This is a genomic window from Cedecea davisae, assembly GCF_044095835.1.
Taxonomy (GTDB): domain Bacteria; phylum Pseudomonadota; class Gammaproteobacteria; order Enterobacterales; family Enterobacteriaceae; genus Cedecea; species Cedecea davisae.
This window is the reverse complement of sequence record NZ_CP172054.1, coordinates 2,060,254-2,082,462: the sequence shown is the minus strand read 5'-3', so window position 1 is coordinate 2,082,462 and position 22,209 is coordinate 2,060,254. Positions and strand designations below refer to the sequence as shown.

The window sequence follows — 22,209 nt, the reverse complement described above, 5'->3', positions numbered from 1 at the left end:
CCTTAACGATCTTTCGGGTCGAGGGCATCACGCAGGCCATCGCCGATAAAGTTAAAACAGAACAGCGTAATCACCAGGAAGCCTGCCGGGAACAGCAGCAGCCACGGTGAAACCTCCATGGAATTGGCGCCATCGCTTAACAACGCGCCCCAGCTGCTCAGCGGCTCCTGGGTACCCAGACCGAGGAAGCTCAGGAAAGATTCGAACAGGATCATGCTCGGCACCAGCAGCGAAGCGTAAACCACCACCACGCCCAGCACGTTCGGCACGATGTGGCGCAGCACGATATTGATGGTAGATACCCCGCCAACGTGGGCCGCTTCGATAAACTCTTTGCGTTTCAGGCTCAGGGTCTGGCCGCGCACGATACGCGCCATATCCAGCCATGAAACCATGCCGATAGCCACGAAGATAAGCAGGATGTTTTGCCCGAAGAAGGTCACCAGCAGAATAACGAAGAACATGAACGGGAAGGAGTTCAGGATCTCCAGCAGGCGCATCATTACCGAGTCGGTTTTGCCGCCGAGGTAACCCGCCAGGCAGCCGTAAAGCGTCCCGACGACGACGGCCACCAGCGCCGCTGCAACACCCACCATCAGTGAGATACGCCCCCCGATGGCTACGCGAACCAGCAGGTCACGGCCCGATGAGTCGGTGCCGAAGTAGTGCCCGGATGCCATATCAGGCGCCGCGGACATCATGCCCCAGTCGGTATCAAAGTAGGTAAATTGCGACAGAACCGGAGCCAGCGCCACGAACAACGCAATCAGCACCAGCACAACCAAACTGGTGATTGCCGCGCGGTTATGGATAAAACGGCGACGCGCATCCTGCCACAGGCTGCGGCCTTCAACTTCCAGTTTTTCACTGAAGTTTTCCAGCGCCTCGCTGTTTTTCTTAGTCAACATTATGGCCACTCCAGCTTAGTAACGGATTTTCGGATCGATAACGGCGTACAGCACGTCAACAATCGCGTTGAACAGAATCGTCAGCGCACCGACCAGAATGGTCAGGCTGAGAACCAGTGAGTAGTCACGGTTCAGCGCTCCGTTTACAAACAGCTGGCCGATACCCGGCAAACCATAAATCGTTTCAATAACCATTGAACCGGTGATTATCCCCACAAATGCTGGCCCCAGGTAGGAAAGTACCGGCAGCAGAGCGGGTTTCAGCGCATGGCGCAGTACGATGCGGCGCATCGGCAGGCCTTTAGCGCGGGCGGTACGGATAAAGTTCGAGTGCAGAACTTCAATCATCGAGCCGCGGGTAATACGCGCGATGCTGGCGATGTAGGCCAGGGATAAGGCAATCATCGGCAGTATCATGTACTTCGGCGCCCCACCGTTCCAGCCCCCTCCGGGAAGCCACTTCAGGGTGATGGCGAATATCAATACCAGCAACGGGGCCACCACGAAGCTGGGGATAACCACCCCCGTCATGGCAAAGCCCATTACCGTGTAATCCCATTTGGTGTTTTGATTAAGTGCCGCGACTACGCCCGCCGTTACGCCCAGCACGATGGCAAAGATGAAGGCGGCTGCGCCTAATTTCGCGGAAACCGGGAAGCTGGAAGCCACCAGGTCGTTCACAGAATAATCTTTGTATTTAAACGACGGCCCAAAGTCCCCGTGCGCCAGCTGTTTTAAATAGCTGAAATACTGGGTCGTAATAGGATCGTTCAGGTGATACTTCGCTTCAATGTTCGCCATCACTTCCGGCGGCAGCGTACGTTCGCCGGTAAAAGGGCTACCCGGTGCGAGACGCATCATAAAGAAGGAGATCGTTATAAGAATAAAGAGTGTCGGAATTGCTTCCAGACAACGACGTAGAATAAATTTCAACATTGCCCGTACCTTCTGGCCTGTGCCTTTGCAGTGCGATGTAAATAAGACACGATGGGGCAAGACTGAGCCACCAGCCGCAGCCGGTGAGCCCTGCCCCACGAATTGCCATTAATGTTTGATAATGTACAAGTCTCTGACGTAGACATTATCCAGCGGGTCTTTACCGGTATAACCACCTACCCACGGCTTAACCAGGCGGGCGTTAACGTAGTAGTAAACCGGAACGATTGCTGAGTCTTTATCAAGCTGCTGCTCTGCTTTGTCGTACAGCGCAGTACGCTGAGCTTCGTCAGTCACCTGCAGAGTATCGGCAATGATCTTGTCGAACGCCGGGCTCTTATAGTGAGCGGTGTTGTTCGAGCTGTCGGACAGCATGGTGTTCAGGAAGGAGGTCGGTTCGTTGTAGTCCGCACACCAGCCAGCACGCGCCACGTCGAAGGTCCCCTGATGACGGGTATCCAGGAAGGTTTTCCATTCCTGGTTTTCCAGCTTGACGTTCACACCCAGGTTTTTCTGCCAGATGGAAGCCACGGCGATAGCCAGCTTCTTGTGCAAGTCAGAGGTGTTGTACAGCAGGTTGAAGGTCAGCGGTTTGTCTTTGGTGTAACCCGCTTCGGCCAGCAGTTTCTTAGCTTCTTCGTTACGTTTTTCTTGAGACCAGGTGAACCACTCTGGTTTGGTCAGTTTCGCGCCATCGGTATACGGTGGGGTGTAGCCGTAAGCAGGCAGGTCACCCTGGTTTTTCACTTTATTTACGATGATGTCACGATCCAGGCCCAGTTTCAGCGCGGTACGTACACGAGCGTCGGTAAACGGTGCTTTCTGGTTGTTGATCTCGTAGTAATAGGTGCACAGATACGGGTCGGCGTGTACTTCAGTTGGGATCTCTTTCTTCAGCTTCTGGAACAACTCAATCGGCAGGTTGTTATAAGTCATGTCGATTTCGCCGCTGCGGTAGCGGTTTACGTCGGTAACTTCAGAAGAGATTGGCAGGTAGGTCACCTGGTTAATAACGGTTTTTTTGTTATTCCAGTAGTCGGTGTTACGCACCAGAACAATACGTTCGTTAACAACCCAGTCTTTTACTTTATAAGCACCGTTGGTCACGATGTTTGCTGGCTGAGTCCATTTGTCGCCGAATTTTTCAATGGTTGCTTTAGGAACCGGAGAAACGGACGGGTGAGTCAGCAGCTTGTAGAAATAAGGAACCGGCTCGCTAAGAGTCACTTCCAAAGTATTTGCGTCGATGGCTTTTACGCCCAGATCGCTGGTTGGTTTTTTACCGGCGATGATATCGTCGATATTAGCGAGGTGGCCGTATTGCAGGTAGCTTGCGTACGGGGAAGCGGTTTTCGGGTCAGCCAGGCGCTGCCAGCTGTAAACGAAGTCCTGAGCGGTAACAGGTTCGCCGTTAGACCATTTAGCGTCTTTACGCAGGTGGAAGGTCCAGACTTTAAAGTCTTTGTTATCCCATGACTCGGCAACGCCGGCGGTTGGGTGACCCTGCAGGTCGGTAACCAGCAGACCTTCAAACAGGTCGCGGCTGATGTTGGACTCCGGCACGCCTTCAATTTTGTGCGGATCCAGAGACTGTGGCTCTGAGCCGTTGTTACGAACCAGGTCTTGTTTTTCTGCCAGTTGAACACCCGCCGGGACGTCAGCCGCCATCGCGACATTGCCGGCAATTAGCGCAGTTAAAATGCCTGCTGCAATCAGGCTTTTTTTAGTGATATTTGTCATTGTGTTGGTACTCCACTCATTATAATTACCGGCCCGAAAGCCGGCCTCTTCCCCTTGGGGTCCCTTACAGCGCAGGAGCGTTAAGCGTCCGTACGGGATGCTGCTTTTACTTCTCGCTATCACCGACTTTATTTTCGGGCCGTTCGATACGACAGCCTCATTACGTCGATTCTGTTATGCCGCCGATTGCGTGGTCGACGGCCGGTTGTTCGTTATCGCGATCGGCATGATTACGCTGCGTAATCATTCTCATCTGCAAAAGAAACTTTTTTCAGCGAATTGTTTTGCCCGGAAAGTATCAAAAGCTTCAGATACCCGCCAATACAATTTGCAAATTTGTTAACCATTTCTCTTTTATGGAGAGATTGTGGGGGAAGCGATGCTTAATAAGCTGCAACAGTAACCCACGCATAATCTTTATAATCATGGAGTTACTATGACATCGCCTCATCAGGAGGGAAGAACATGACTCACCCGCTACACCACTCACAAAAAATTAACAATTGGTTATTTTTTAGCACATTCCTCTGCGGGAAGGCATGAATTACTAATATCATCTCAATAAACCCGCAGCAAGCCTGATTGCATAACGGCGGCTAAATATAATTTCGATCGCCACTTTTATGTACAGCTTGTTACAAGGTCAACGGCTAATTAGCGGTTTTCCAAAGCATTTTCTTATGAATGATTCGCATATGCTTTTGCGAAAATGAAGCAATGTTTATTTGAATTTTTAATCTGTGGAGAGAAAAAAAGCAGAATAGAGATTCTGCTTTTTCATTTGAAAGGGGCAGTCGAATTAACTTACTAAGCCAGGGAAAATGGCTTTCACGCCGGTCACAATAAATTCGATGCCGAGCGCCATTAAAAGCAGGCCCATGATACGGGTGATAACGTTGATGCCGGTTTGGCCGAGCATGCGCACCAGCCACGGAGCAATGCGGAACAGCAACCAACAGCAGAAGGCAAACAGCGCGATAGCAATAGAGAAACCGAGCAGGTGACCCCAGTTATGGTAGCGACTTCCCCATACGATGGTGGAGCTGATTGCCCCCGGCCCCGCCATTAAAGGCAGCGCCAGCGGTACCACACCAACGCTCTCGCGAATTGCGCTTTCCGATTTCTCCTGCTTGTTCTGCTTATCCTCGCCCAGTTTACCGCTGATCATCGACATGGCGATGGTCACCACCAGAATGCCGCCGGCAATACGGAATGAGTCGATTGAAATACCAAACACCTGCAAAATGCCATCGCCAAGAAACAGCGAGGTCCAGAGAATAATGGCGACGGAAAGGTTGGCGGTGAGGTTGGTTTTATTTCTTGCAGCCGCGCTCTGATAGCTGGTCATGCTAATAAAGACAGGAATAATTCCTACCGGGTTGACCAGGGCGAACATCCCGATAAAAAACTTAATATAGGTTGGCAAGTCGAAAAAGGATTGGGCCACGCAAGACTCCGCATATGAACAAAGCAAAAGCAGGCGTAATGTAATGGAAAAACACCCCCGCCGCCACGCTATTTCCCTGCATAATCGACTGTCCTGACAACTAATTTTAGCAGCATGGCAAACTGTTACCCGAATGTTGAAAATATGGTAACGTGAGTTGTCGCCGTTGTGACTAAAATTTTAATGATTTTTCAAACACCTGGATACTGTTAGCTGAAAGGTGTCAGCATGAGATACTTGTGATGCAGATCACGAAAAACCCACTCAGAAGTGGGTACTCTTGGGGTCACCTGAAGAGCAGAAATAATATCTCCAGCGGCTTATTCAGGGTCAGGCTCTTTTAGTAAATCAGCGGACGATTTGAGTATTTACACGGTCACTTTTTGTCTTAACACGCAACCTGTTGCCTGCTGACTATACTGTCGACTCGCGCAGCTTATTTACTAAAAGAGTTTAACATTATCAGGAGAGCATTATGGCTGTAACTAATGTCGCGGAACTGAACGCCCTCGTAGAGCGCGTAAAGAAAGCCCAGCGTGAATATGCCAACTTTACTCAAGAACAAGTCGACAAGATTTTCCGAGCTGCCGCCCTGGCCGCTGCCGACGCTCGAATCCCACTTGCGAAATTAGCCGTTGCCGAATCCGGCATGGGTATTGTCGAAGATAAAGTGATTAAAAACCACTTCGCTTCCGAATATATCTACAACGCCTATAAAGATGAAAAAACCTGCGGTGTGCTGTCTGAAGATCACACTTTCGGTACCATCACTATCGCTGAACCTATCGGTATCATCTGCGGTATCGTACCAACCACCAACCCAACTTCTACCGCTATCTTCAAATCTTTAATCAGCCTGAAGACTCGTAACGCCATTATCTTCTCGCCACACCCGCGTGCTAAAGATGCAACCAACAAAGCAGCGGATATCGTGCTGCAGGCTGCAATCGCTGCCGGTGCACCAAAAGACCTGATCGGCTGGATCGATCAACCTTCCGTTGAGCTGTCCAACGCTCTGATGCACCACCCGGATATCAATATGATTCTGGCTACCGGTGGCCCGGGCATGGTTAAAGCGGCTTATAGCTCCGGTAAACCTGCTATCGGCGTTGGCGCGGGTAACACCCCGGTTGTGGTTGACGAAACTGCCGACATTAAACGTGCTGTAGCATCTATTCTGATGTCCAAAACCTTCGATAACGGCGTTATCTGTGCTTCTGAACAGTCCGTTATCGTGGTTGACTCTGCTTATAACGCAGTGCGCGAGCGCTTCGCTACCCACGGCGGCTACCTGCTGCAGGGTAAAGAGCTGAAAGCCGTTCAGGACATCATCCTGAAAAATGGCGCACTGAATGCCGCTATCGTAGGCCAGCCAGCTGCCAAAATTGCTGAGCTTGCAGGTTTCACCGTCCCGGCTGATACCAAAATTCTGATTGGTGAAGTTTCAGTTGTTGACGAGTCCGAACCGTTCGCTCACGAAAAACTGTCTCCGACGCTGGCAATGTACCGCGCCAAAAACTTCGAAGACGCCGTGGTTAAAGCGGAAAAACTGGTAGAGATGGGCGGTATCGGCCATACCTCTTGCCTGTATACCGACCAGGACAACCAGCCTGAGCGCGTGAAGTTCTTCGGCGACAAAATGAAGACTGCACGTATCCTGATTAACACCCCGGCTTCTCAGGGTGGTATCGGTGACCTGTATAACTTCAAACTGGCCCCTTCCCTGACGCTGGGCTGTGGTTCATGGGGTGGTAACTCCATCTCTGAAAACGTGGGTCCGAAGCACCTGATCAACAAGAAAACCGTTGCTAAGCGAGCTGAGAACATGTTGTGGCATAAACTTCCGAAATCTATTTACTTCCGCCGTGGCTCCCTGCCAATCGCGCTGGACGAAGTGATTACTGATGGCCACAAACGTGCGCTGATCGTCACCGACCGCTTCCTGTTCAACAACGGCTACGCGGACCAGATTACTTCTGTTCTGAAAGCCGCTGGCGTTGAAACCGAAGTGTTCTTTGAAGTTGAAGCTGACCCAACGCTGACCGTTGTTCGCAAAGGCGCAGAGCTGGCTAACTCCTTTAAACCAGACGTGATTATCGCCCTGGGCGGCGGCTCCCCGATGGATGCTGCTAAAATCATGTGGGTGATGTACGAACATCCTGAAACCCACTTCGAAGAACTGGCGCTGCGCTTTATGGACATCCGTAAACGTATCTACAAGTTCCCGAAAATGGGCGTGAAAGCGAAAATGATCGCGGTCACCACCACCTCCGGCACCGGTTCTGAAGTTACGCCGTTTGCGGTTGTAACCGACGACGCAACTGGCCAGAAATATCCGCTGGCAGACTACGCGCTGACCCCGGATATGGCGATTGTTGATGCCAACCTGGTTATGGACATGCCTAAGTCCCTGTGCGCATTCGGCGGTCTCGATGCCGTGACTCACGCCCTGGAAGCTTACGTTTCTGTTCTGGCAAGCGAATTCTCTGACGGCCAGGCTCTGCAGGCGCTGAAACTGCTGAAAGAAAACCTGCCGGCTTCTTATAATGAAGGTTCCAAAAACCCGGTCGCTCGCGAACGTGTTCACAACGCGGCAACCATCGCCGGTATCGCGTTTGCTAACGCCTTCCTGGGTGTGTGCCACTCAATGGCTCACAAACTGGGTTCTCAGTTCCACATTCCTCACGGTCTGGCGAACGCCCTGCTGATCTCCAACGTTATCCGCTATAACGCGAATGACAACCCAACCAAGCAGACTGCTTTCAGCCAGTACGACCGCCCTCAGGCACGTCGTCGCTACGCTGAAATCGCCGACCATCTGGGTCTGACCGCTGCGGGCGACCGTACTGCGGCTAAGATTGAGAAACTGCTGGCCTGGCTGGACACCATCAAAGCTGAACTGGGTATTCCTAAATCTATCCGTGAAGCTGGCGTGCAGGAAGCTGACTTCCTGGCCCACGTTGATAAGCTGTCTGAAGACGCATTCGATGACCAGTGTACCGGCGCTAACCCGCGCTATCCGCTGATTTCCGAGCTGAAACAGATCCTGCTGGATACTTTCTACGGACGTGAATACGTAGAAGGCGCGGCAGCAAAAGAAGCCGCTCCGGCAGCTAAAGCAGACAAGAAAGCGAAGAAAACCGCTTAATTGCCTCTGCCTTAAATAACAAACCCGCCGAAAGGCGGGTTTTTTTATTGCCGAATAATCATTACGGACGCCGGTAAGGCATTAAATACAGAAACTGGGGCTATGGCCTCAATCCCTCTTTTAACGCCCCTGAAGCTCCTGTAGAGAGCCTTTAGCCAGCGCCTCTTTATAATGCTTGCGGCAGACGGATACATAGCGCTCATTGCCGCCAATCACGACCTGCTCACCTTCATTATATGGCCGCCCGGATTGGTCAAGGCGTAATACCATGCTGGCCTTACGCCCGCAGAAGCAAATAGTTTTCAGCTCAACAAGCTTATCTGACAGCGCCAGAAGATACTGGCTGCCGCTGAACAGCTCGCCGCGAAAATCCGTGCGCAGCCCGTAGCATAAAACCGGAATATCTAAATCATCAACCACGTCAGATAAAGCGTATACCTGCTCTTTGGTTAAAAACTGACTCTCATCTACCAGCACGCAGTGGACCGGAGCGGACTCCTGCTCGGCACGAATATCGGCAAATAAGTCTGTCGCCTGGTTATAAAGTTTTGCAGGGGATGACAGGCCTATACGCGAGCTGACTTTGCCAACCCCAAAACGATTATCGATCTCTGCGGTATACACCAGAGTACGCATCCCTCTTTCCTGGTAATTGTAGGAAGACTGAAGCAGTGCCGTTGATTTCCCCGCGTTCATTGCAGAGTAGTAAAAATAGAGTTGAGCCATTGCGTCTTTAGCCTGAATCAAAATGTAAATATTGTTGCTGGCGATTGTACCACAGCTCCAGGAGGCTGGGGATTCCCGATTTCCTTGCTAAACATCAGGATTAATAACATCAGATATATTAATAATAGCCGCCGCCGCCCTGCCTATTAGTAAGCGTTTATCTGAGCAAAAAGCCCTTAACAGAGGAGGTTACGGCTTTTTTATCGCCAACCGGAGTAATTGTTCAGCCACTCAATTATTATAAATTGTAAACAGTCGCTAAGACCCATAACCATTAATAAGCAGCAGGAATATTTGATGATTAATGCGAAATTTTTATCTTTTCTACTCGCTAACAACCCCTGCAAGCACAAGGGTTGTTGTCTAAAATTTGAGTCTCAAAGCGCCATTTTCTGTGACCTGGCAGGCGAAAATTAAGTTAACCAAATTTAAACCATCGCATATATATCAGCAAATTTTGAATTCCTTACATTCACGGCTATTGCAGAACTTAATTTAACGCTCTATTATTAGCTCAAACGTCACCCCCCAATAATAAGTTTGAGATTACTAAAATGAGCGAAGCACTTAAAATTCTGAACAACATCCGTACTCTTCGTGCCCAGGCAAGAGAATGCACCCTGGAAACTCTGGAAGAGATGCTGGAAAAATTAGAAGTTGTAGTTAACGAACGTCGCGAAGAAGAAAACGCGGCAGCCGCTGAAATTGAAGAGCGTACCCGTAAACTGCAGCAATACCGCGAAATGCTGATTGCTGACGGTATTGACCCGAACGAACTGCTGAACAGCATCGCTGCTGTTAAATCTGCAGGCAAAGCTAAACGCGCTGCACGTCCGGCTAAATATCAGTACATCGATGAAAACGGCGAAACCAAAACCTGGACTGGCCAGGGCCGTACTCCAGCAGTAATCAAAAAAGCAATGGAAGAGCAAGGTAAAAAGCTGGAAGATTTCCTGATCTAATTACCTTCAGTGCTGCTTATTAAGATCCCGCTTCGGCGGGATTTTTATTTTCAGTCCCCGGACAACACAAACTGCCCCTCCCCCGAAGGCCAGGCATGACGCGGCCTGCATTTGTTATTAACTCGAAGATGCCAATATTTTTTGATTCAATACCCGTCGGCAACTGCTGTTGCTTTCCTGCGTTAATCATAAACTTATGGATAAAATCGATTTATCGTTCTAAAGACTAATCCTTTTCTTAGCTCCGATATAACCCATAAGAATTATCCGAGCCAGGCAGGATATTACTGCATAAAGTTGGATGGACGGGATAACGTAGCCAGGCCACCGCCACGACCATAGCCTTAGGTTTAACGTAAGTTTCTTTACTTTTATTTCTCTCTCCCTCAATACGCCCCTATTAACTCACGGCGTGGAATGCCGTCCCCCCCCTTTTGTTTAACACGCTCCCCAACCCTGGCAGGAAACCCCGGCAGATTAAATAATGAACACATCTATCCCAGAGCAGTATTTCATTTGAAACGGCCACGTCCGGGCTATGTTTGACGAGATAGTAAACCAAAGGCCGAAATTAAGCGTAGAAGCGCTCAGGAGAGGTTTAAACGGAGCAGGAATAACAGAAGTGGTTAACACGTTACCGGCAGCGTACAGATACTTAAGCGTTTCTGTAGCGCCGGTAACTATAAATAACGTCAGAACGGGTTATTTAAGCAATACTGATGGAAGCGCCGCGGCCAATCGCATAATAGACGAAGCCACGCTTATTCAATCTCTCAGGGTCATACAGGTTACGACCATCAAAGATAACCGGCTGTTTCAGAGACTTCTTAATCAACTCGAAGTCCGGCGCTTTAAAGCTTTGCCATTCGGTACAGACCACCAGCGCATCGGCCCCCTGTAAAGCGGCCTCTTTAGTTCCCATCAGCCTGAAATCGCTGCGGTGACCATAAATACGCTGGGCCTCATCCATCGCCTCAGGGTCAAATGCCTGCACTTCAGCACCGCGCGCCCACAAATACTCGATGAGCACCCGGCTTGAAGCCTCGCGCATATCATCGGTATTTGGCTTAAAGGAAAGCCCCCATAGCGCAAAAGTTTTCCCTTTGAGATCATCGCCAAAATAGCGGGTCACAAATTCAGGAAGCTTTTGCTTCTGCGCGTAGTTCACTTCTTCCACCGCCTGCAGAATGCGCGGCGTGTAGCCAATCTGCTCTGCGGTGCGAATCAGCGCCTGTACGTCTTTAGGGAAACAGGAACCGCCATAACCGCAGCCGGGATAGATAAAGCTGTAGCCGATACGGGAATCAGAACCGATACCCATACGCACTTTCTCGATATCCGCGCCCAGACGTTCCGCCAGGTTGGCAATCTCGTTCATAAAGCTGATTTTAGTCGCCAGCATGCAGTTAGCCGCATACTTGGTCAACTCCGCGCTGCGGATGTCCATCAGGATCATTCGGTCATGATTGCGGTTAAACGGCTCGTACAGCTCGCGTAGCAGATCGATGACTTCTTCATTATCCGTCCCGATAACGATGCGTTCAGGACGCATACAGTCAGAAACCGCGGCACCTTCTTTAAGGAACTCGGGGTTAGAGACCACGTCGAACCCGATCTCAACGCCACGCGCCTTGAGGGTTTCAGCCATTACCGCACGAACTTTATCTGCCGTGCCAACCGGCACCGTAGATTTGTCGATAACAACTTTATGCGAGTCCATATGCTGAGCAATAGTACGGGCTACGGCGGTCACATATTTTAAATCGGCAGAGCCATCTTCGTCCGGCGGCGTGCCTACGGCGATATACTGCATTTCGCCGTGATGAACGCCCTGCTCAGCGTCGGTGCTGAACTGCAGGCGCCCTTCTTCAAAATTCTTTTTTACCAGCGGAGTCAGGCCGGGTTCAAAGATAGGGATTTCACCTTTTTTAAGGTTTTCCACTTTCTTTGCGTCCACGTCGATGCACATAACATCGTGCCCGACGTCGGCAAGTACGGCAGCCTGCACCAGGCCAACGTAGCCAATACCAAATACGGTAACTTTCATCTTACCATCCTGCGTTGAATTGAATTATTTCTTCGAGCCAACGGTGGCTTCCAGCCAGGTTTTAAAGTCTTCGCCCAGCGTCTTATGACGAATACCGTACTCAACAAACGCCTGCATATAGCCCAGTTTGTTGCCGCAATCGTGGCTTACGCCTTTCATGTGATAGGCTTCAACGGTCTCTTTATCCATCAGCATGGCGATAGAGTCAGTCAGCTGAATCTCGTCCCCTGCGCCCGGAGGCGTTTTCGCCAGCAGCGGCCAAATATCGGCGCTCAGCACGTAGCGGCCCACAACCGCCAGGTTAGATGGCGCAACGTCTGCTTTTGGTTTTTCGACGATGCCAACCATCGGCACGCTATCGCCTGCAGAAAGCGCGGCGCCTTTACAGTCAACTACGCCATAGGCGGTAACGTCGGCAACCGGCTCAACCATAATCTGGCTGTGGCCCGTTATATCAAAACGGCGGATCATTTCGGCCAGGTTATCCTGGGAAAGATCGGATTCGAATTCATCGAGGATAACGTCCGGCAGAATAACCGCTACCGGCTCGTCGCCCACAACCGGGTGTGCGCACAGCACCGCATGGCCGAGGCCTTTAGCCAGACCCTGACGCACCTGCATGATGGTAACGTGCGGCGGGCAGATGGACTGAACTTCTTCCAGAAGCTGGCGTTTAACGCGCTTCTCAAGCATCGCTTCCAGCTCAAAACTGGTATCGAAATGGTTTTCGATGGAGTTTTTAGAAGAGTGGGTAACCAGCACGATTTCGGTAATACCGGCGGCGATACATTCATTAACGACATACTGAATCAGCGGTTTATCAACCAGCGGCAGCATCTCTTTTGGAATTGCCTTTGTTGCCGGCAACATGCGCGTTCCCAATCCCGCAACCGGGATAACAGCTTTCGTTACTTTAGAATTAATGGCAGCCATTGAAAAACCTCCAGGACTGTTCAAGTTTCACACTTGTCGTCAATTTAAAAACGCGGTTGAGTATATCAGCTTAAAAACAAAAACCGCCCCTGTTTACCCCGGCAGCGGTTAATTTAAGACAAATACGATTAGGTTGAGCGCGATATTACCACCACGCTGCTTACAGAAGAAAAGCTAAATGTAATCAGTTGTTCCGCTGTTTATTCTGCGGACAACATCAGCCGTAAGCGGCCTCCGGAACCCCACACCTGGCACTGCCAGGCGGCGCTGCGCTGGCTGATTTGGTTTAGGTAGGTGTTACCCAGCGTACCAAGCGGCACCCCATTGCTGACCTGAATTTGGTGTTCTCCGGTATTTAACGTGGCATTAAGCCCGGCGGAAACAAGGATAAGGTTTTTTAATCCGCTGTGATAATAACCAACCATTAAAGGAAATTGCCCGCTGAGGTTTGCCTGGCGCAATAGCTGATTGACCTGTTTAAGTAAATTTCCTAATTCCGGAAGGCGTTGACCATGATGAGAAAGTTGTTCCTGCAATAGCCCGTTGAATAACGCGCGTAACAACAGCGCGGCTAATACACCGTTATCTCCGGCGCGGGTAACATCGAGGCAATAAAAAGCTAAGTCATTATCCGAAAGTGGTGCAATATCGAGCACCAGCCCCGGCTGATCGACCGAGATAAGCTGGCGATAATTTATCCTGCAATGCGATATCACTTGCTGAACAGGCGGCTGCAGCTCCTGTAATAGTTTAGAAGCCGCCTGGGGGTCCTGCACCAGGGCGTCCCAGTCCTGAAACAGCCGCTCTTCTTCTTCCACACGGGAATTAAACATGGTCGGGTAGAGGCAGGATAAAACGGTGTCTTTTAACCGATTAAGATCTTTAATCGGTTTCAGCAAGACATCCTGCACTCCAAGACGCAGCGCCTGCGCGATATCGGACATATTTTCGGTAGCAGAAATCACTAAGATAGGCGTCTGGTCGCCTTCATTACGAATGTGCTCCACCAGCTCAAGGCCGTTCATTCTCGGCATGGCTAAATCGCAAATCAGCAAATCCACTGAATGGCCGGCGAGTTTCTCCAGAGCATCCACGCCGTCCCATGCCAGATGGGTCATTCCACCAAGTGAAGTCAGATAGCTGTCCAGCAGGGAGCGGAAAACCGGCTCGTCTTCAACAATGAGGATCTGTTTTCCTTCCAGCGGCTGGCTCATGCGCACTCCCCTGCCCGACAATAATTAAATAGTGGCACGGTATTGCAACAAGCGCCTGTAAGAATCGCCTGAAGCCGTAACTTATACATGAGTACGAACCAGCGGTAGAAGCTCATCCATCTTTTTCTCAACCGCGAGACTGCCCGCTGCAATCGCTTCAGATGCGCGGTGAAAGTCGAGCGTGGAAATTTGCGGGCAAAACGGCTGTAAAAGAATATCGGGCGGGTCTCCCGCCATACGGTTACGCTTGAGGCGATTTTCCAGCACCTGAATAGAGGTCGTCATTATTTCCATTGCCGTTGGCGTCACGTTAGCCCGGCGGGAGGTCATTTTCCCTAACCGTTCGCGCAAACGGCCACGCCAGTTAGTGGCCTGCGGGTGATTATCCTCGCTGGACGGCGTCATATTCACCGAGAGTAAATCCTGCTGCATCAAGTGCGCATCGTGCTGTAGATCAACGGCTATCACAATATCAGCTCCCAGCGCGCGGGTTAATGAAACGGGCACAGGGTTCACAATAGCGCCATCCACCAGCCAGTAGCCGTTGTGGGCAACGGGCGACAGTAAACCCGGCATGCTGCAAGAGGCGCGAACGGCCTGGTGCAAATCGCCTTCGGTAAACCAGAGCTCTCGCCCGGTGCTAAGATTGGTAGCCACCGCGCCGAAACGCAGGCCGCAGCCTTCAATCATCGTTTCGGGGATAATATGGCGGATATTATTGAACACCCGCTCGCCTCGCAGCAGGCCGCCGCGACGCCAGGAAAGATCCATCAGCCGCAACACGTCCCAGTAGCTAAATGAGCGAACCCAACGCTCCATTACCGGCAGGCGCTGGCTCGCATAGGCAGCGCCCACCAGCGCACCTACGGAGCAACCTGCCACGACATCAATCTGGATCCCTGCTTTTTTTAACGCATTGATAACGCCAATGTGCGCCCATCCTTTTGCAGCACCCGACCCTAATGCCAGGCCGATCTTTACCTGTCTCATCACGCCTCGGTCAATCTTCCCCGGTAATCACTCCGTGACGCCAACGCCACTGCTCAGTTAACATAACCGCTGCCGTAGTGTTATTGACGCCGTTTATATTTTTTCCTGGAGATGCAATGTTGCAACTTTGTCCATGTGGCAGCGGTCTGGAGTATAGCTTATGTTGCCAGCCTTACCTAAGCGCCGGCCAGCATCCGCAACGTCCGTCACAGCTTATGCGCTCTCGTTATACCGCTTTCGTCCTACAAGATGCGGACTATCTGGTTTCCAGCTGGCACGAGAGCTGCCGCCACCCCACGTTTAAATCAGAAATATCCGGCGGTTTTGGCGCCACCGAATGGCTTGGCCTTACCGTCTATGAAGAAGCCGAAGGCAGTAACGAAAACGAAGGATATGTCAGCTTTGTTGCCCGTTTTAATGAAAACGGCAAGCAAAGCGCGATAATCGAACGTTCACGCTTCGTCAGAGAAAATGGCCGGTGGTACTATATAGACGGCCAGCGGCCTCAGTTTGGTCGTAATGACCCCTGCCCTTGCGGCTCAGGTAAAAAATATAAAAAATGCTGCGGATGATAGCCTTCGCCGCCTAACAGCATTATTGTTTGCAAACACCGTTCAACAGGATTTACCACTTCATGCAGGCATTACAACGTAAAGTTCTCCGCACTATCTGCCCCGATCAGAAGGGATTGATCGCACGAATCACTAATATTTGCTACAAGCACGAACTCAATATCGTTCAGAATAACGAATTCGTCGATCATCGCACCGGGCGCTTTTTCATGCGTACCGAGCTGGAAGGCATTTTCAACGACACCACGCTGCTGGCCGACCTCGACAGCGCATTACCGGAAGGCTCCATTCGCGAATTAACGCCTGCGGGCCGCCGCCGCATCGTCATTCTGGTCACCAAAGAAGCTCATTGCCTGGGCGACTTGCTGATGAAGGCCAACTATGGCGGGCTGGATGTAGAAATCGCCGCGGTCATCGGCAACCACGAAACGCTGCGCACCTTAGTGGAACGTTTTGATATTCCGTTCCAACTGGTCAGCCACGAAGGCATGACGCGTGAAGAGCACGACACGTTGATGGCCGACGCCATTGCCGCCCACAATCCGGATTACGTGGTGCTGGCGAAATACATGCGTGTGCTGACGCCTGAATTTGTCTCCCGCTTCCCGAACCAGATTATCAATATTCACCACTCGTTCCTGCCTGCCTTTATCGGCGCGCGCCCGTACCATCAGGCATATGAACGCGGAGTGAAGATTATCGGCGCCACCGCGCATTACGTTAACGATAATCTCGATGAAGGCCCAATCATCATGCAGGACGTTATCCACGTCGACCACACCTATACCGCAGACGATATGATGCGCGCAGGCCGTGACGTAGAGAAAAACGTGCTCAGCCGCGCGCTGTACGAAGTGCTGGCGCAGCGGGTCTTCGTTTACGGCAACCGCACCATTATTCTGTAATCACCCGGAAAATGAATTGTTTAGCTTTACGGCGTTACGAGTAAAAAAACGGCAAACGATTCATTTTCTTAAAGTGAAAGCTTTACAGCGGCGCTTCATTTGATATGATGCGCCCCGCTTCCCGCAAGGAAGCAGGCCAGTAAAAGCATTGCCCCAGGCGGGGTTCCCGAGCGGCCAAAGGGAGCAGACTGTAAATCTGCCGTCATCGACTTCGAAGGTTCGAATCCTTCCCCCGCCACCATTCAATACGCAGTAAAGCAGCAATAATCAGTACCACGCTCAAAGTATCATACCCCTGGCGGGGTTCCCGAGCGGCCAAAGGGAGCAGACTGTAAATCTGCCGTCATCGACTTCGAAGGTTCGAATCCTTCCCCCGCCACCATTCCCAAGAAAAATTCCAAATCTTCAAACTTGCGCAATCTTCCAAATTCCCATTGGGGAAGGACGAGAAGCTGCGACTAAGGTTCGACTCACGCCAGTGAGAACGCGTACTGCGCGATCATCCTTCCCCCGCCACCCTCTCTCAGAAAAAACCAAATCAGACCTGCAAACCATTCCTGACATAATCCAAACTGCGTTATGCTATTCCGGCTATTGTTCGGAGAAATTAAGATGTCCGTTATAAAAGAATTCAACGCCTGCATGACCACTTTCTGGCACCAGCATCAGGCGGAGCTCTATCATTTCTTGCTCGCCAGAACCGCCAGCCCGGACCAGGCAGCCGATATGATGCAGGAGCTTTTCCTTAAGGCACGAGCCACCCCGGACACATTTTGCGATATGGCGCATCCGCTCGCCTGGTTATACCGGGCTGCCAGAAATATGCTGATTGACCAACATCGCCTGAAAAAAGAGTTCACCGGACTAACGGACGACATGCCGCAGTCCCTGTCAGACACCGATCCCGTCGCTCAGCTTGAACGTTGCCTGCCTGAAACGCTCCAGGCGATGCCCGAGGACGAAGCCTGGTTGATTGAGCAATGCGATATCTTTGGCCGCCCTCAACAGCACCTGGCGGACGAGCTGAATATAACGCTTGCGGCACTGAAATCCCGCCTTTTACGAGCCAGAACCCGGTTAAGAGAAAAGCTGATTGAGCTATGCGAAATCGAACCGGACGGCGGCTCTGCCGTTTGCTGTCATAAAAATATGAATTAATCGCGCATCCTTTCCGCCATTCATTCGTTTACCTCATTGCCACACTTCGTGGCTAAACATTGAGGCAAACACTATGTCCCGTATTGAAATCTTTGAAGCCGCGGGCTGCTGCGCTACCAGTGGCGTGACGGTCCAGGACTCCGCCCTGCAGTGGAACGCGGACCTCCAATGGGCCAGGCAGAACGGTATTAGCATTCAGCGCTATAGCCTGGCGAAAAACCCACAGAGTTTTATTACCAATCCGCTAGCTCAGGCGTTTCTTAACAGCGCTGGGCCAGGCGCTCTGCCCCTCATCTTGCTTGATGGTGCTCAGGTTATGGCCGGTCAACTCCCGAGCCGTGCGGATCTCGCCCGCTGGGCGGACGTCCCTTTCAGTCAGGACTGGGACGATGACCGCGCCATACCAGCCTGCTGTAACATTCCCCGCCTGCCTTAACTTGCCCGGAGATAATGATGAACATTTCTTTTCTAAAAGACATTCCCCAGTTTATTTTTTTCACCGGCAAAGGCGGCGTTGGCAAAACGTCGCTGGCCTGCTCAACGGCGGTCTGGCTGGCTGACCAGGGCAAAAAAACCTTACTGGTCAGCACCGACCCCGCTTCCAACATAGCGCAGGTGTTCAACCAGCCGATCGGTCACCGAATTACCGGAATCAGCCAGGTCCCGCCGTTGGATGCAATGGAAGTTGATCCGATGGCCGCCGCCCAGGCCTACCGCGACCGGGTGCTTGACCCGGTACGAGACCAAATGCCGGCCGATGTTGTCAGCAGTATTGAAGAGCAGCTTTCCGGCTCCTGCACCACCGAAATAGCCGCTTTCGATGAATTCACCGCCCTGCTAACAAGCGCTGAACTGCGTGAGAAATACCAGCATATCGTGTTCGACACCGCGCCTACAGGACACACCATCCGCATGCTTGAGCTGCCGGGAGCCTGGAGCGGCTATCTCGACGCCAACCCGGATGCCGCCGCAAATCTCGGACCGCTTGTCGGGCTGGAAAAACAGCAGCATCAATATGCCAACGCGGTGAAAGCCCTGTCGGACGCCGCTCTTACCAGGCTGGTGCTGGTCGCCAGAGCGCAAACATCGACGCTAAAAGAGGTGGCGCACACCCATGATGAACTCTATCAGCTTGGCCTGAAACACCAACATCTTGCGATAAATGGCGTGCTTTCTCCTCTGGCAGAACAGGCCGATCCTTTGGTGCGAAGCATCCTGACCCGGGAAGAAAAAGCGCTGCACGAGATGCCGACTAATTTGGCAAGCCTGCCGCGAACAGAACTCCCGCTAAAAGCGTTTAATCTGGTTGGTGTGGAAGCGCTCAGGACATTACTTACGGAAGATAGCGGTGAAATCAAGCCACATACTGCGCCTGACGCCGACGGCCAAATAGCGCTCCCGGCGCTATCAACTCTGGTGGATGAACTTAGCCAGTCCGGCAAAGGTCTGGTGATGACCATGGGCAAAGGCGGAGTAGGGAAAACCACCGTAGCCGCCTCGATTGCCGTTTCTCTGGCAAAACGCGGCCATAAAGTACACCTGACAACCGCTGATCCCGCAGCACATCTTTCTTATACTCTGGCCGACTCAATACCCGGCCTGGTCGTGAGCCGTATCGATCCTAAAGTCGAGACGGAACGCTATCGCCGTTTCGTTCTTGATAACCAGGGGAAAATGCTCGATGCCGCAGGCCGGGCTGTGCTGGAAGAAGATCTTCGCTCTCCCTGTACCGAAGAGATTGCGGTATTTCAGGCCTTCTCCCGCATTATCAAACAGGCGGAAGACAGTTTTGTGATTATGGATACCGCCCCCACCGGGCACACGCTGCTGCTGCTCGATGCCACCGGTGCCTACCATAAAGAAATGGTGAGGCAGATGGGCCAGTCGGAAGAGCGAATGATCACCCCGATGATGCAGCTCCAGGATCCCGCACGGACAAAAGTTATTATCGTCACGCTTGCCGAAACCACTCCGGTGCTTGAGGCAGTGAACCTGCAAAACGACCTCCGCCGGGCCAGAATTGAACCATGGGCATGGGTTATTAATAATAGTATCGCCGCAGCCAGGCCTTCCTCCCCGCTGTTAAAAGCCAGGGCGGGTAATGAGCTGCCGCTTATCCGGGAGGTCAAAGAGACTCATGCCGGGCGTGTAGCGCTGGCATCGCTACAAAGTGAAGAACCCATCGGCATAGCGTTATTACAGAAAATGGCCGAATAGCCTAATCGAAATACGGACTCAGAAGTCTGAGTCCGTTGCTTAAGAATGATAGCGAGGCATGGATCAGGACCGAAGTCGCTGGCCTTTTTCATCTACTACCCGCTCGCCGTCCTCTTTGTTAAACGCCCCGGTTTGCCCCGCAGGCAAAATATCCAGCACTTTCTCGGACGGCCGGCAAAGCCGGGTTCCCAGCGGCGTGACGACAATCGGGCGATTAATCAGAATCGGATATTGCAGCATAAAATCAAGAAGCTGCCGGTCGGTAAATTTATCCTCCTCCAGCCCCAGGGTTTCGTAAGGCTCCACGTTTTTACGCAGCAGTTCGCGTACCGTAATGCCCATATCGGCAATCAACTTTCTGAGTTCCTCGCCTGAGGGCGGCTGTTCCAGATAATAGATAATCTTTGGCTCTTCGCCGCTATTGCGGATCATCGCCAGCGTATTGCGGGACGTCCCGCACTCCGGGTTGTGATAAATCGTTACGTTGCTCATAGCCCTGCCCGTTAATGAGTAAAGGAGAGACGCAGCGCCAGCGCGGCAAGCGTCACCAGCAGCACCGGTAGCGTCATCACTATTCCGGTGCGGAAGTAGTAGCCCCAGCTTATGGTCAGCTGCTTTTGGGAAAGCACATGCAGCCAGAGCAGCGTGGCAAGGCTGCCGATAGGGGTAATTTTAGGGCCGAGATCGCAGCCAATAACGTTGGCATAAATCATCGCCTCTTTAATCACGCCGCTGGCGCTGCTTCCGTCGATTGAAAGCGCTCCAATCAGAACTGTAGGCATATTATTCATCACCGACGACATGAAAGCCGTCAGGAAACCGGTGCCCAGCGTTGCCGTCCACAGGCCTTTTTCCGCCAGCCAGTTCAGCACGCCGGAGAGCTGTTCGGTCAAACCGGCATTGCGCAGGCCGTAGACCACCAGATACATGCCCAGCGAGAAGATAACGATTTGCCAGGGCGCGCCGCGCAGCACTTTCCCGGTATTGATTGCCTGCCCTCTTTTCGCCACCACAAACAGAACCAACGCTCCGGCCGCCGCAATCGCGCTAACCGGCACGCCAAGCGGCTCCAGAACAAAAAAGCCCACCAGCAGCAGTACCAGCACTACCCAGCCGGTGATAAAAGTCGCCGGATCTTTAATTGCCTTAGCGGGCGTCTTCAGCAGCGTGAGGTCATAAACCGGCGGAATATCCTTGCGGAAAAACAGATGCAGCATGATAAGCGTCGCAACAATCGCGGCGATGTTGACCGGCACCATGACAGAAGCATATTCGGTAAACCCGAGATGGAAGAAATCCGCCGAGACGATATTCACCAGGTTGGAAACGATCAGCGGCAGGCTCGCCGCGTCGGCGATAAAACCCGCGGCCATTACAAACGCAAGCGTCGTCCCTTTGCTGAACCCCAGCGCCAGCAGCATCGCTATCACAATTGGCGTCAGGATCAGCGCCGCGCCATCGTTGGCAAACAGCGCCGCGACCGCCGCTCCGAGGAGCACAATCCAGGTAAATAGCAGCCGCCCTCGCCCGTTTCCCCAGCGGGAAACATGCAGCGCCGCCCACTCAAAAAAGCCCGACTCATCCAGCAGCAGGCTGATAATAATCACCGCGATAAAGGTGGCGGTCGCGTTCCAGACGATGTTCCATACCACAGGAATATCGGTGACATGCACCACGCCGCTAGCCAGCGCCAGCCCCGCGCCTAGCAGCGCGCTCCAGCCGATCCCCAGCCCTTTCGGCTGCCAGATAACCAGCACAATGGTCAGAATAAAAATTGCCGCTGCCAAAAACATCCTGCCTCCCGTTAGCGCCGTGAAGATCCGACGCAAACATATATGAAAAAATGAATATGATTAGATAAATTTTTTTACCGGCAAAGCGCCGTCGAACCGTCGGCTTCGATGCGCTTCAGCCGCGCCAATACGTCCTGCCCCTGGCCGTGCCAGGCCTGCTCAATCACCGCCGCGGCCCAGGCCGGCATATGGGGCGAGAGGCGATAGTAAATCCACTTTCCTTCGCGCCTGTCCAGCAGCAGTCCGCCTTCACGCAGCATCGCAAGATGGCGGGAAACCTTGGGTTGTGATTCCTGAAGCACGGCGGTTAATTCGCAGACACAAAGCTCATTCTTAGCCTTGAGCATCAAAACGATCGCCAGCCGCGTTTCGTCGGATAAGTTTTTAAAAAGCTGTAACGGCGTCAACGTGGACATAAACCTGACCTCATGAATTAACCCCGCCATGGTAAACCTGAGGCAAGGAATGTCAATAAACACATTCGAAAAAACATATTTGTTATGGCAAAAAAAT

At 52.0% G+C, this 22,209-nt stretch carries 19 protein-coding genes and 2 tRNA genes; 9 read left to right on the top strand and 12 right to left on the bottom strand.

All coding sequences use genetic code 11. The annotated features are described in order from the left end of the window. Positions 1 to 2: 2 nt before the first annotated feature. The 4 genes from oppC to ACG1VR_RS10255 all read right to left on the bottom strand — a co-directional run bounded on the left by oppC (position 3) and on the right by ACG1VR_RS10255 (position 5,031). Positions 3 to 911: an oligopeptide ABC transporter permease OppC gene (gene oppC, locus ACG1VR_RS10270; RefSeq protein ID WP_039899326.1), complete on the bottom strand. Its 909-nt coding sequence runs from the start codon at positions 909 to 911 to the stop codon at positions 3 to 5. 12 nt (positions 912 to 923) lie between these two features. Next, positions 924 to 1,844, bottom strand: coding sequence for an oligopeptide ABC transporter permease OppB (gene oppB, locus ACG1VR_RS10265; RefSeq protein WP_016536727.1), 921 nt, complete (start codon positions 1,842 to 1,844; stop codon positions 924 to 926). Positions 1,845 to 1,952: 108 nt separating this feature from the next. Next, complete coding sequence (oppA, locus tag ACG1VR_RS10260; protein WP_016536728.1) at positions 1,953 to 3,584, bottom strand: oligopeptide ABC transporter substrate-binding protein OppA; 1,632 nt, start codon at positions 3,582 to 3,584, stop codon at positions 1,953 to 1,955. 799 nt (positions 3,585 to 4,383) lie between these two features. Continuing rightward, positions 4,384 to 5,031, bottom strand: coding sequence for a YchE family NAAT transporter (locus ACG1VR_RS10255; protein WP_395490849.1), 648 nt, complete (start codon positions 5,029 to 5,031; stop codon positions 4,384 to 4,386). A gap of 475 nt (positions 5,032 to 5,506) precedes the next feature. Between ACG1VR_RS10255 and adhE the strand changes: the two genes are divergently transcribed. Continuing rightward, complete coding sequence (adhE, locus tag ACG1VR_RS10250; protein WP_016536734.1) at positions 5,507 to 8,179, top strand: bifunctional acetaldehyde-CoA/alcohol dehydrogenase; 2,673 nt, start codon at positions 5,507 to 5,509, stop codon at positions 8,177 to 8,179. Positions 8,180 to 8,299: 120 nt separating this feature from the next. On the opposite strand, the gene tdk is transcribed toward adhE, so the two are convergent. Then, complete coding sequence (gene tdk, locus ACG1VR_RS10245; RefSeq protein WP_172569812.1) at positions 8,300 to 8,905, bottom strand: thymidine kinase; 606 nt, start codon at positions 8,903 to 8,905, stop codon at positions 8,300 to 8,302. 554 nt (positions 8,906 to 9,459) lie between these two features. Between tdk and hns the strand changes: the two genes are divergently transcribed. Then, positions 9,460 to 9,867, top strand: coding sequence for a histone-like nucleoid-structuring protein H-NS (hns, locus tag ACG1VR_RS10240; RefSeq protein WP_016536737.1), 408 nt, complete (start codon positions 9,460 to 9,462; stop codon positions 9,865 to 9,867). Positions 9,868 to 10,573: 706 nt separating this feature from the next. On the opposite strand, the gene ACG1VR_RS10235 is transcribed toward hns, so the two are convergent. The 4 genes from ACG1VR_RS10235 to rssA form a co-directional block, all read right to left on the bottom strand. Beyond that, positions 10,574 to 11,914: a UDP-glucose/GDP-mannose dehydrogenase family protein gene (locus ACG1VR_RS10235; RefSeq protein WP_016536740.1), complete on the bottom strand. Its 1,341-nt coding sequence runs from the start codon at positions 11,912 to 11,914 to the stop codon at positions 10,574 to 10,576. Positions 11,915 to 11,938: 24 nt separating this feature from the next. Continuing rightward, positions 11,939 to 12,847 (bottom strand): UTP--glucose-1-phosphate uridylyltransferase GalU, encoded by a 909-nt coding sequence (gene galU / locus ACG1VR_RS10230; RefSeq protein WP_395490848.1) that lies wholly within the window; start codon positions 12,845 to 12,847, stop codon positions 11,939 to 11,941. Between the two features lie 200 nt (positions 12,848 to 13,047). Then, on the bottom strand, positions 13,048 to 14,061 hold the full coding sequence (gene rssB, locus ACG1VR_RS10225) for a two-component system response regulator RssB (RefSeq protein WP_016536743.1): 1,014 nt from the start codon (positions 14,059 to 14,061) through the stop codon (positions 13,048 to 13,050). Between the two features lie 81 nt (positions 14,062 to 14,142). Then, positions 14,143 to 15,051, bottom strand: a complete 909-nt coding sequence (gene rssA, locus ACG1VR_RS10220; RefSeq protein ID WP_016536744.1) for a patatin-like phospholipase RssA — start codon at positions 15,049 to 15,051, stop codon at positions 14,143 to 14,145. Between the two features lie 116 nt (positions 15,052 to 15,167). Here rssA and ACG1VR_RS10215 point away from each other — a divergent pair, with 116 nt between their 5' ends. From ACG1VR_RS10215 to arsA, 7 genes are all read left to right on the top strand, one after another. Beyond that, a complete protein-coding gene (locus ACG1VR_RS10215) occupies positions 15,168 to 15,623 on the top strand; it encodes a YchJ family protein (protein ID WP_071704093.1) in 456 nt (151 codons plus the stop codon). A 62-nt stretch (positions 15,624 to 15,685) separates the two neighbouring features. Then, a complete protein-coding gene (purU, locus tag ACG1VR_RS10210; protein ID WP_016536746.1) occupies positions 15,686 to 16,528 on the top strand; it encodes a formyltetrahydrofolate deformylase in 843 nt (280 codons plus the stop codon). Between the two features lie 156 nt (positions 16,529 to 16,684). Continuing rightward, positions 16,685 to 16,769: transfer RNA gene (locus ACG1VR_RS10205), tRNA-Tyr, on the top strand. A 56-nt stretch (positions 16,770 to 16,825) separates the two neighbouring features. Beyond that, positions 16,826 to 16,910: transfer RNA gene (locus tag ACG1VR_RS10200), tRNA-Tyr, on the top strand. A gap of 230 nt (positions 16,911 to 17,140) precedes the next feature. Then, positions 17,141 to 17,686 carry a sigma-70 family RNA polymerase sigma factor gene (locus ACG1VR_RS10195; RefSeq protein WP_395490847.1) on the top strand — a complete coding sequence of 182 codons (546 nt, stop codon included), beginning with the start codon at positions 17,141 to 17,143 and terminating at the stop codon, positions 17,684 to 17,686. Positions 17,687 to 17,759: 73 nt separating this feature from the next. Beyond that, positions 17,760 to 18,122, top strand: coding sequence for an arsenic metallochaperone ArsD family protein (locus tag ACG1VR_RS10190; RefSeq protein ID WP_016536748.1), 363 nt, complete (start codon positions 17,760 to 17,762; stop codon positions 18,120 to 18,122). Positions 18,123 to 18,139: 17 nt separating this feature from the next. Continuing rightward, a complete protein-coding gene (gene arsA, locus ACG1VR_RS10185; protein WP_395491087.1) occupies positions 18,140 to 19,903 on the top strand; it encodes an arsenical pump-driving ATPase in 1,764 nt (587 codons plus the stop codon). A gap of 63 nt (positions 19,904 to 19,966) precedes the next feature. Here arsA and arsC read toward each other — a convergent pair whose 3' ends face one another. From arsC to ACG1VR_RS10170, 3 genes are all read right to left on the bottom strand, one after another. Further along, positions 19,967 to 20,395, bottom strand: a complete 429-nt coding sequence (gene arsC / locus ACG1VR_RS10180; protein WP_395490846.1) for a glutaredoxin-dependent arsenate reductase — start codon at positions 20,393 to 20,395, stop codon at positions 19,967 to 19,969. Between the two features lie 11 nt (positions 20,396 to 20,406). Next, positions 20,407 to 21,696, bottom strand: a complete 1,290-nt coding sequence (locus ACG1VR_RS10175) for an arsenic transporter (RefSeq protein WP_395490845.1) — start codon at positions 21,694 to 21,696, stop codon at positions 20,407 to 20,409. Between the two features lie 74 nt (positions 21,697 to 21,770). Beyond that, positions 21,771 to 22,112 (bottom strand): metalloregulator ArsR/SmtB family transcription factor, encoded by a 342-nt coding sequence (locus ACG1VR_RS10170; protein WP_039899327.1) that lies wholly within the window; start codon positions 22,110 to 22,112, stop codon positions 21,771 to 21,773. Between the last annotated feature and the right edge of the window lie 97 nt (positions 22,113 to 22,209).

Excerpts from the sequence above, each read along its gene's own strand:
- purU (WP_016536746.1), top strand. The coding sequence starts at position 15,686 with ATGCAGGCATTACAACGTAAAGTTCTCCGCACTATCTGCCCCGATCAG.
- rssB (WP_016536743.1), bottom strand. The coding sequence starts at position 14,061 with ATGAGCCAGCCGCTGGAAGGAAAACAGATCCTCATTGTTGAAGACGAG.
- ACG1VR_RS10235 (WP_016536740.1), bottom strand. The coding sequence starts at position 11,914 with ATGAAAGTTACCGTATTTGGTATTGGCTACGTTGGCCTGGTGCAGGCT.
- oppA (WP_016536728.1), bottom strand. The coding sequence starts at position 3,584 with ATGACAAATATCACTAAAAAAAGCCTGATTGCAGCAGGCATTTTAACT.
- tdk (WP_172569812.1), bottom strand. The coding sequence starts at position 8,905 with ATGGCTCAACTCTATTTTTACTACTCTGCAATGAACGCGGGGAAATCA.
- ACG1VR_RS10195 (WP_395490847.1), top strand. The coding sequence starts at position 17,141 with ATGTCCGTTATAAAAGAATTCAACGCCTGCATGACCACTTTCTGGCAC.
- adhE (WP_016536734.1), top strand. The coding sequence starts at position 5,507 with ATGGCTGTAACTAATGTCGCGGAACTGAACGCCCTCGTAGAGCGCGTA.
- ACG1VR_RS10175 (WP_395490845.1), bottom strand. The coding sequence starts at position 21,696 with ATGTTTTTGGCAGCGGCAATTTTTATTCTGACCATTGTGCTGGTTATC.
- galU (WP_395490848.1), bottom strand. The coding sequence starts at position 12,847 with ATGGCTGCCATTAATTCTAAAGTAACGAAAGCTGTTATCCCGGTTGCG.
- rssA (WP_016536744.1), bottom strand. The coding sequence starts at position 15,051 with ATGAGACAGGTAAAGATCGGCCTGGCATTAGGGTCGGGTGCTGCAAAA.
- ACG1VR_RS10190 (WP_016536748.1), top strand. The coding sequence starts at position 17,760 with ATGTCCCGTATTGAAATCTTTGAAGCCGCGGGCTGCTGCGCTACCAGT.
- hns (WP_016536737.1), top strand. The coding sequence starts at position 9,460 with ATGAGCGAAGCACTTAAAATTCTGAACAACATCCGTACTCTTCGTGCC.
- arsC (WP_395490846.1), bottom strand. The coding sequence starts at position 20,395 with ATGAGCAACGTAACGATTTATCACAACCCGGAGTGCGGGACGTCCCGC.
- ACG1VR_RS10170 (WP_039899327.1), bottom strand. The coding sequence starts at position 22,112 with ATGTCCACGTTGACGCCGTTACAGCTTTTTAAAAACTTATCCGACGAA.
- oppB (WP_016536727.1), bottom strand. The coding sequence starts at position 1,844 with ATGTTGAAATTTATTCTACGTCGTTGTCTGGAAGCAATTCCGACACTC.
- ACG1VR_RS10215 (WP_071704093.1), top strand. The coding sequence starts at position 15,168 with ATGTTGCAACTTTGTCCATGTGGCAGCGGTCTGGAGTATAGCTTATGT.
- arsA (WP_395491087.1), top strand. The coding sequence starts at position 18,140 with ATGAACATTTCTTTTCTAAAAGACATTCCCCAGTTTATTTTTTTCACC.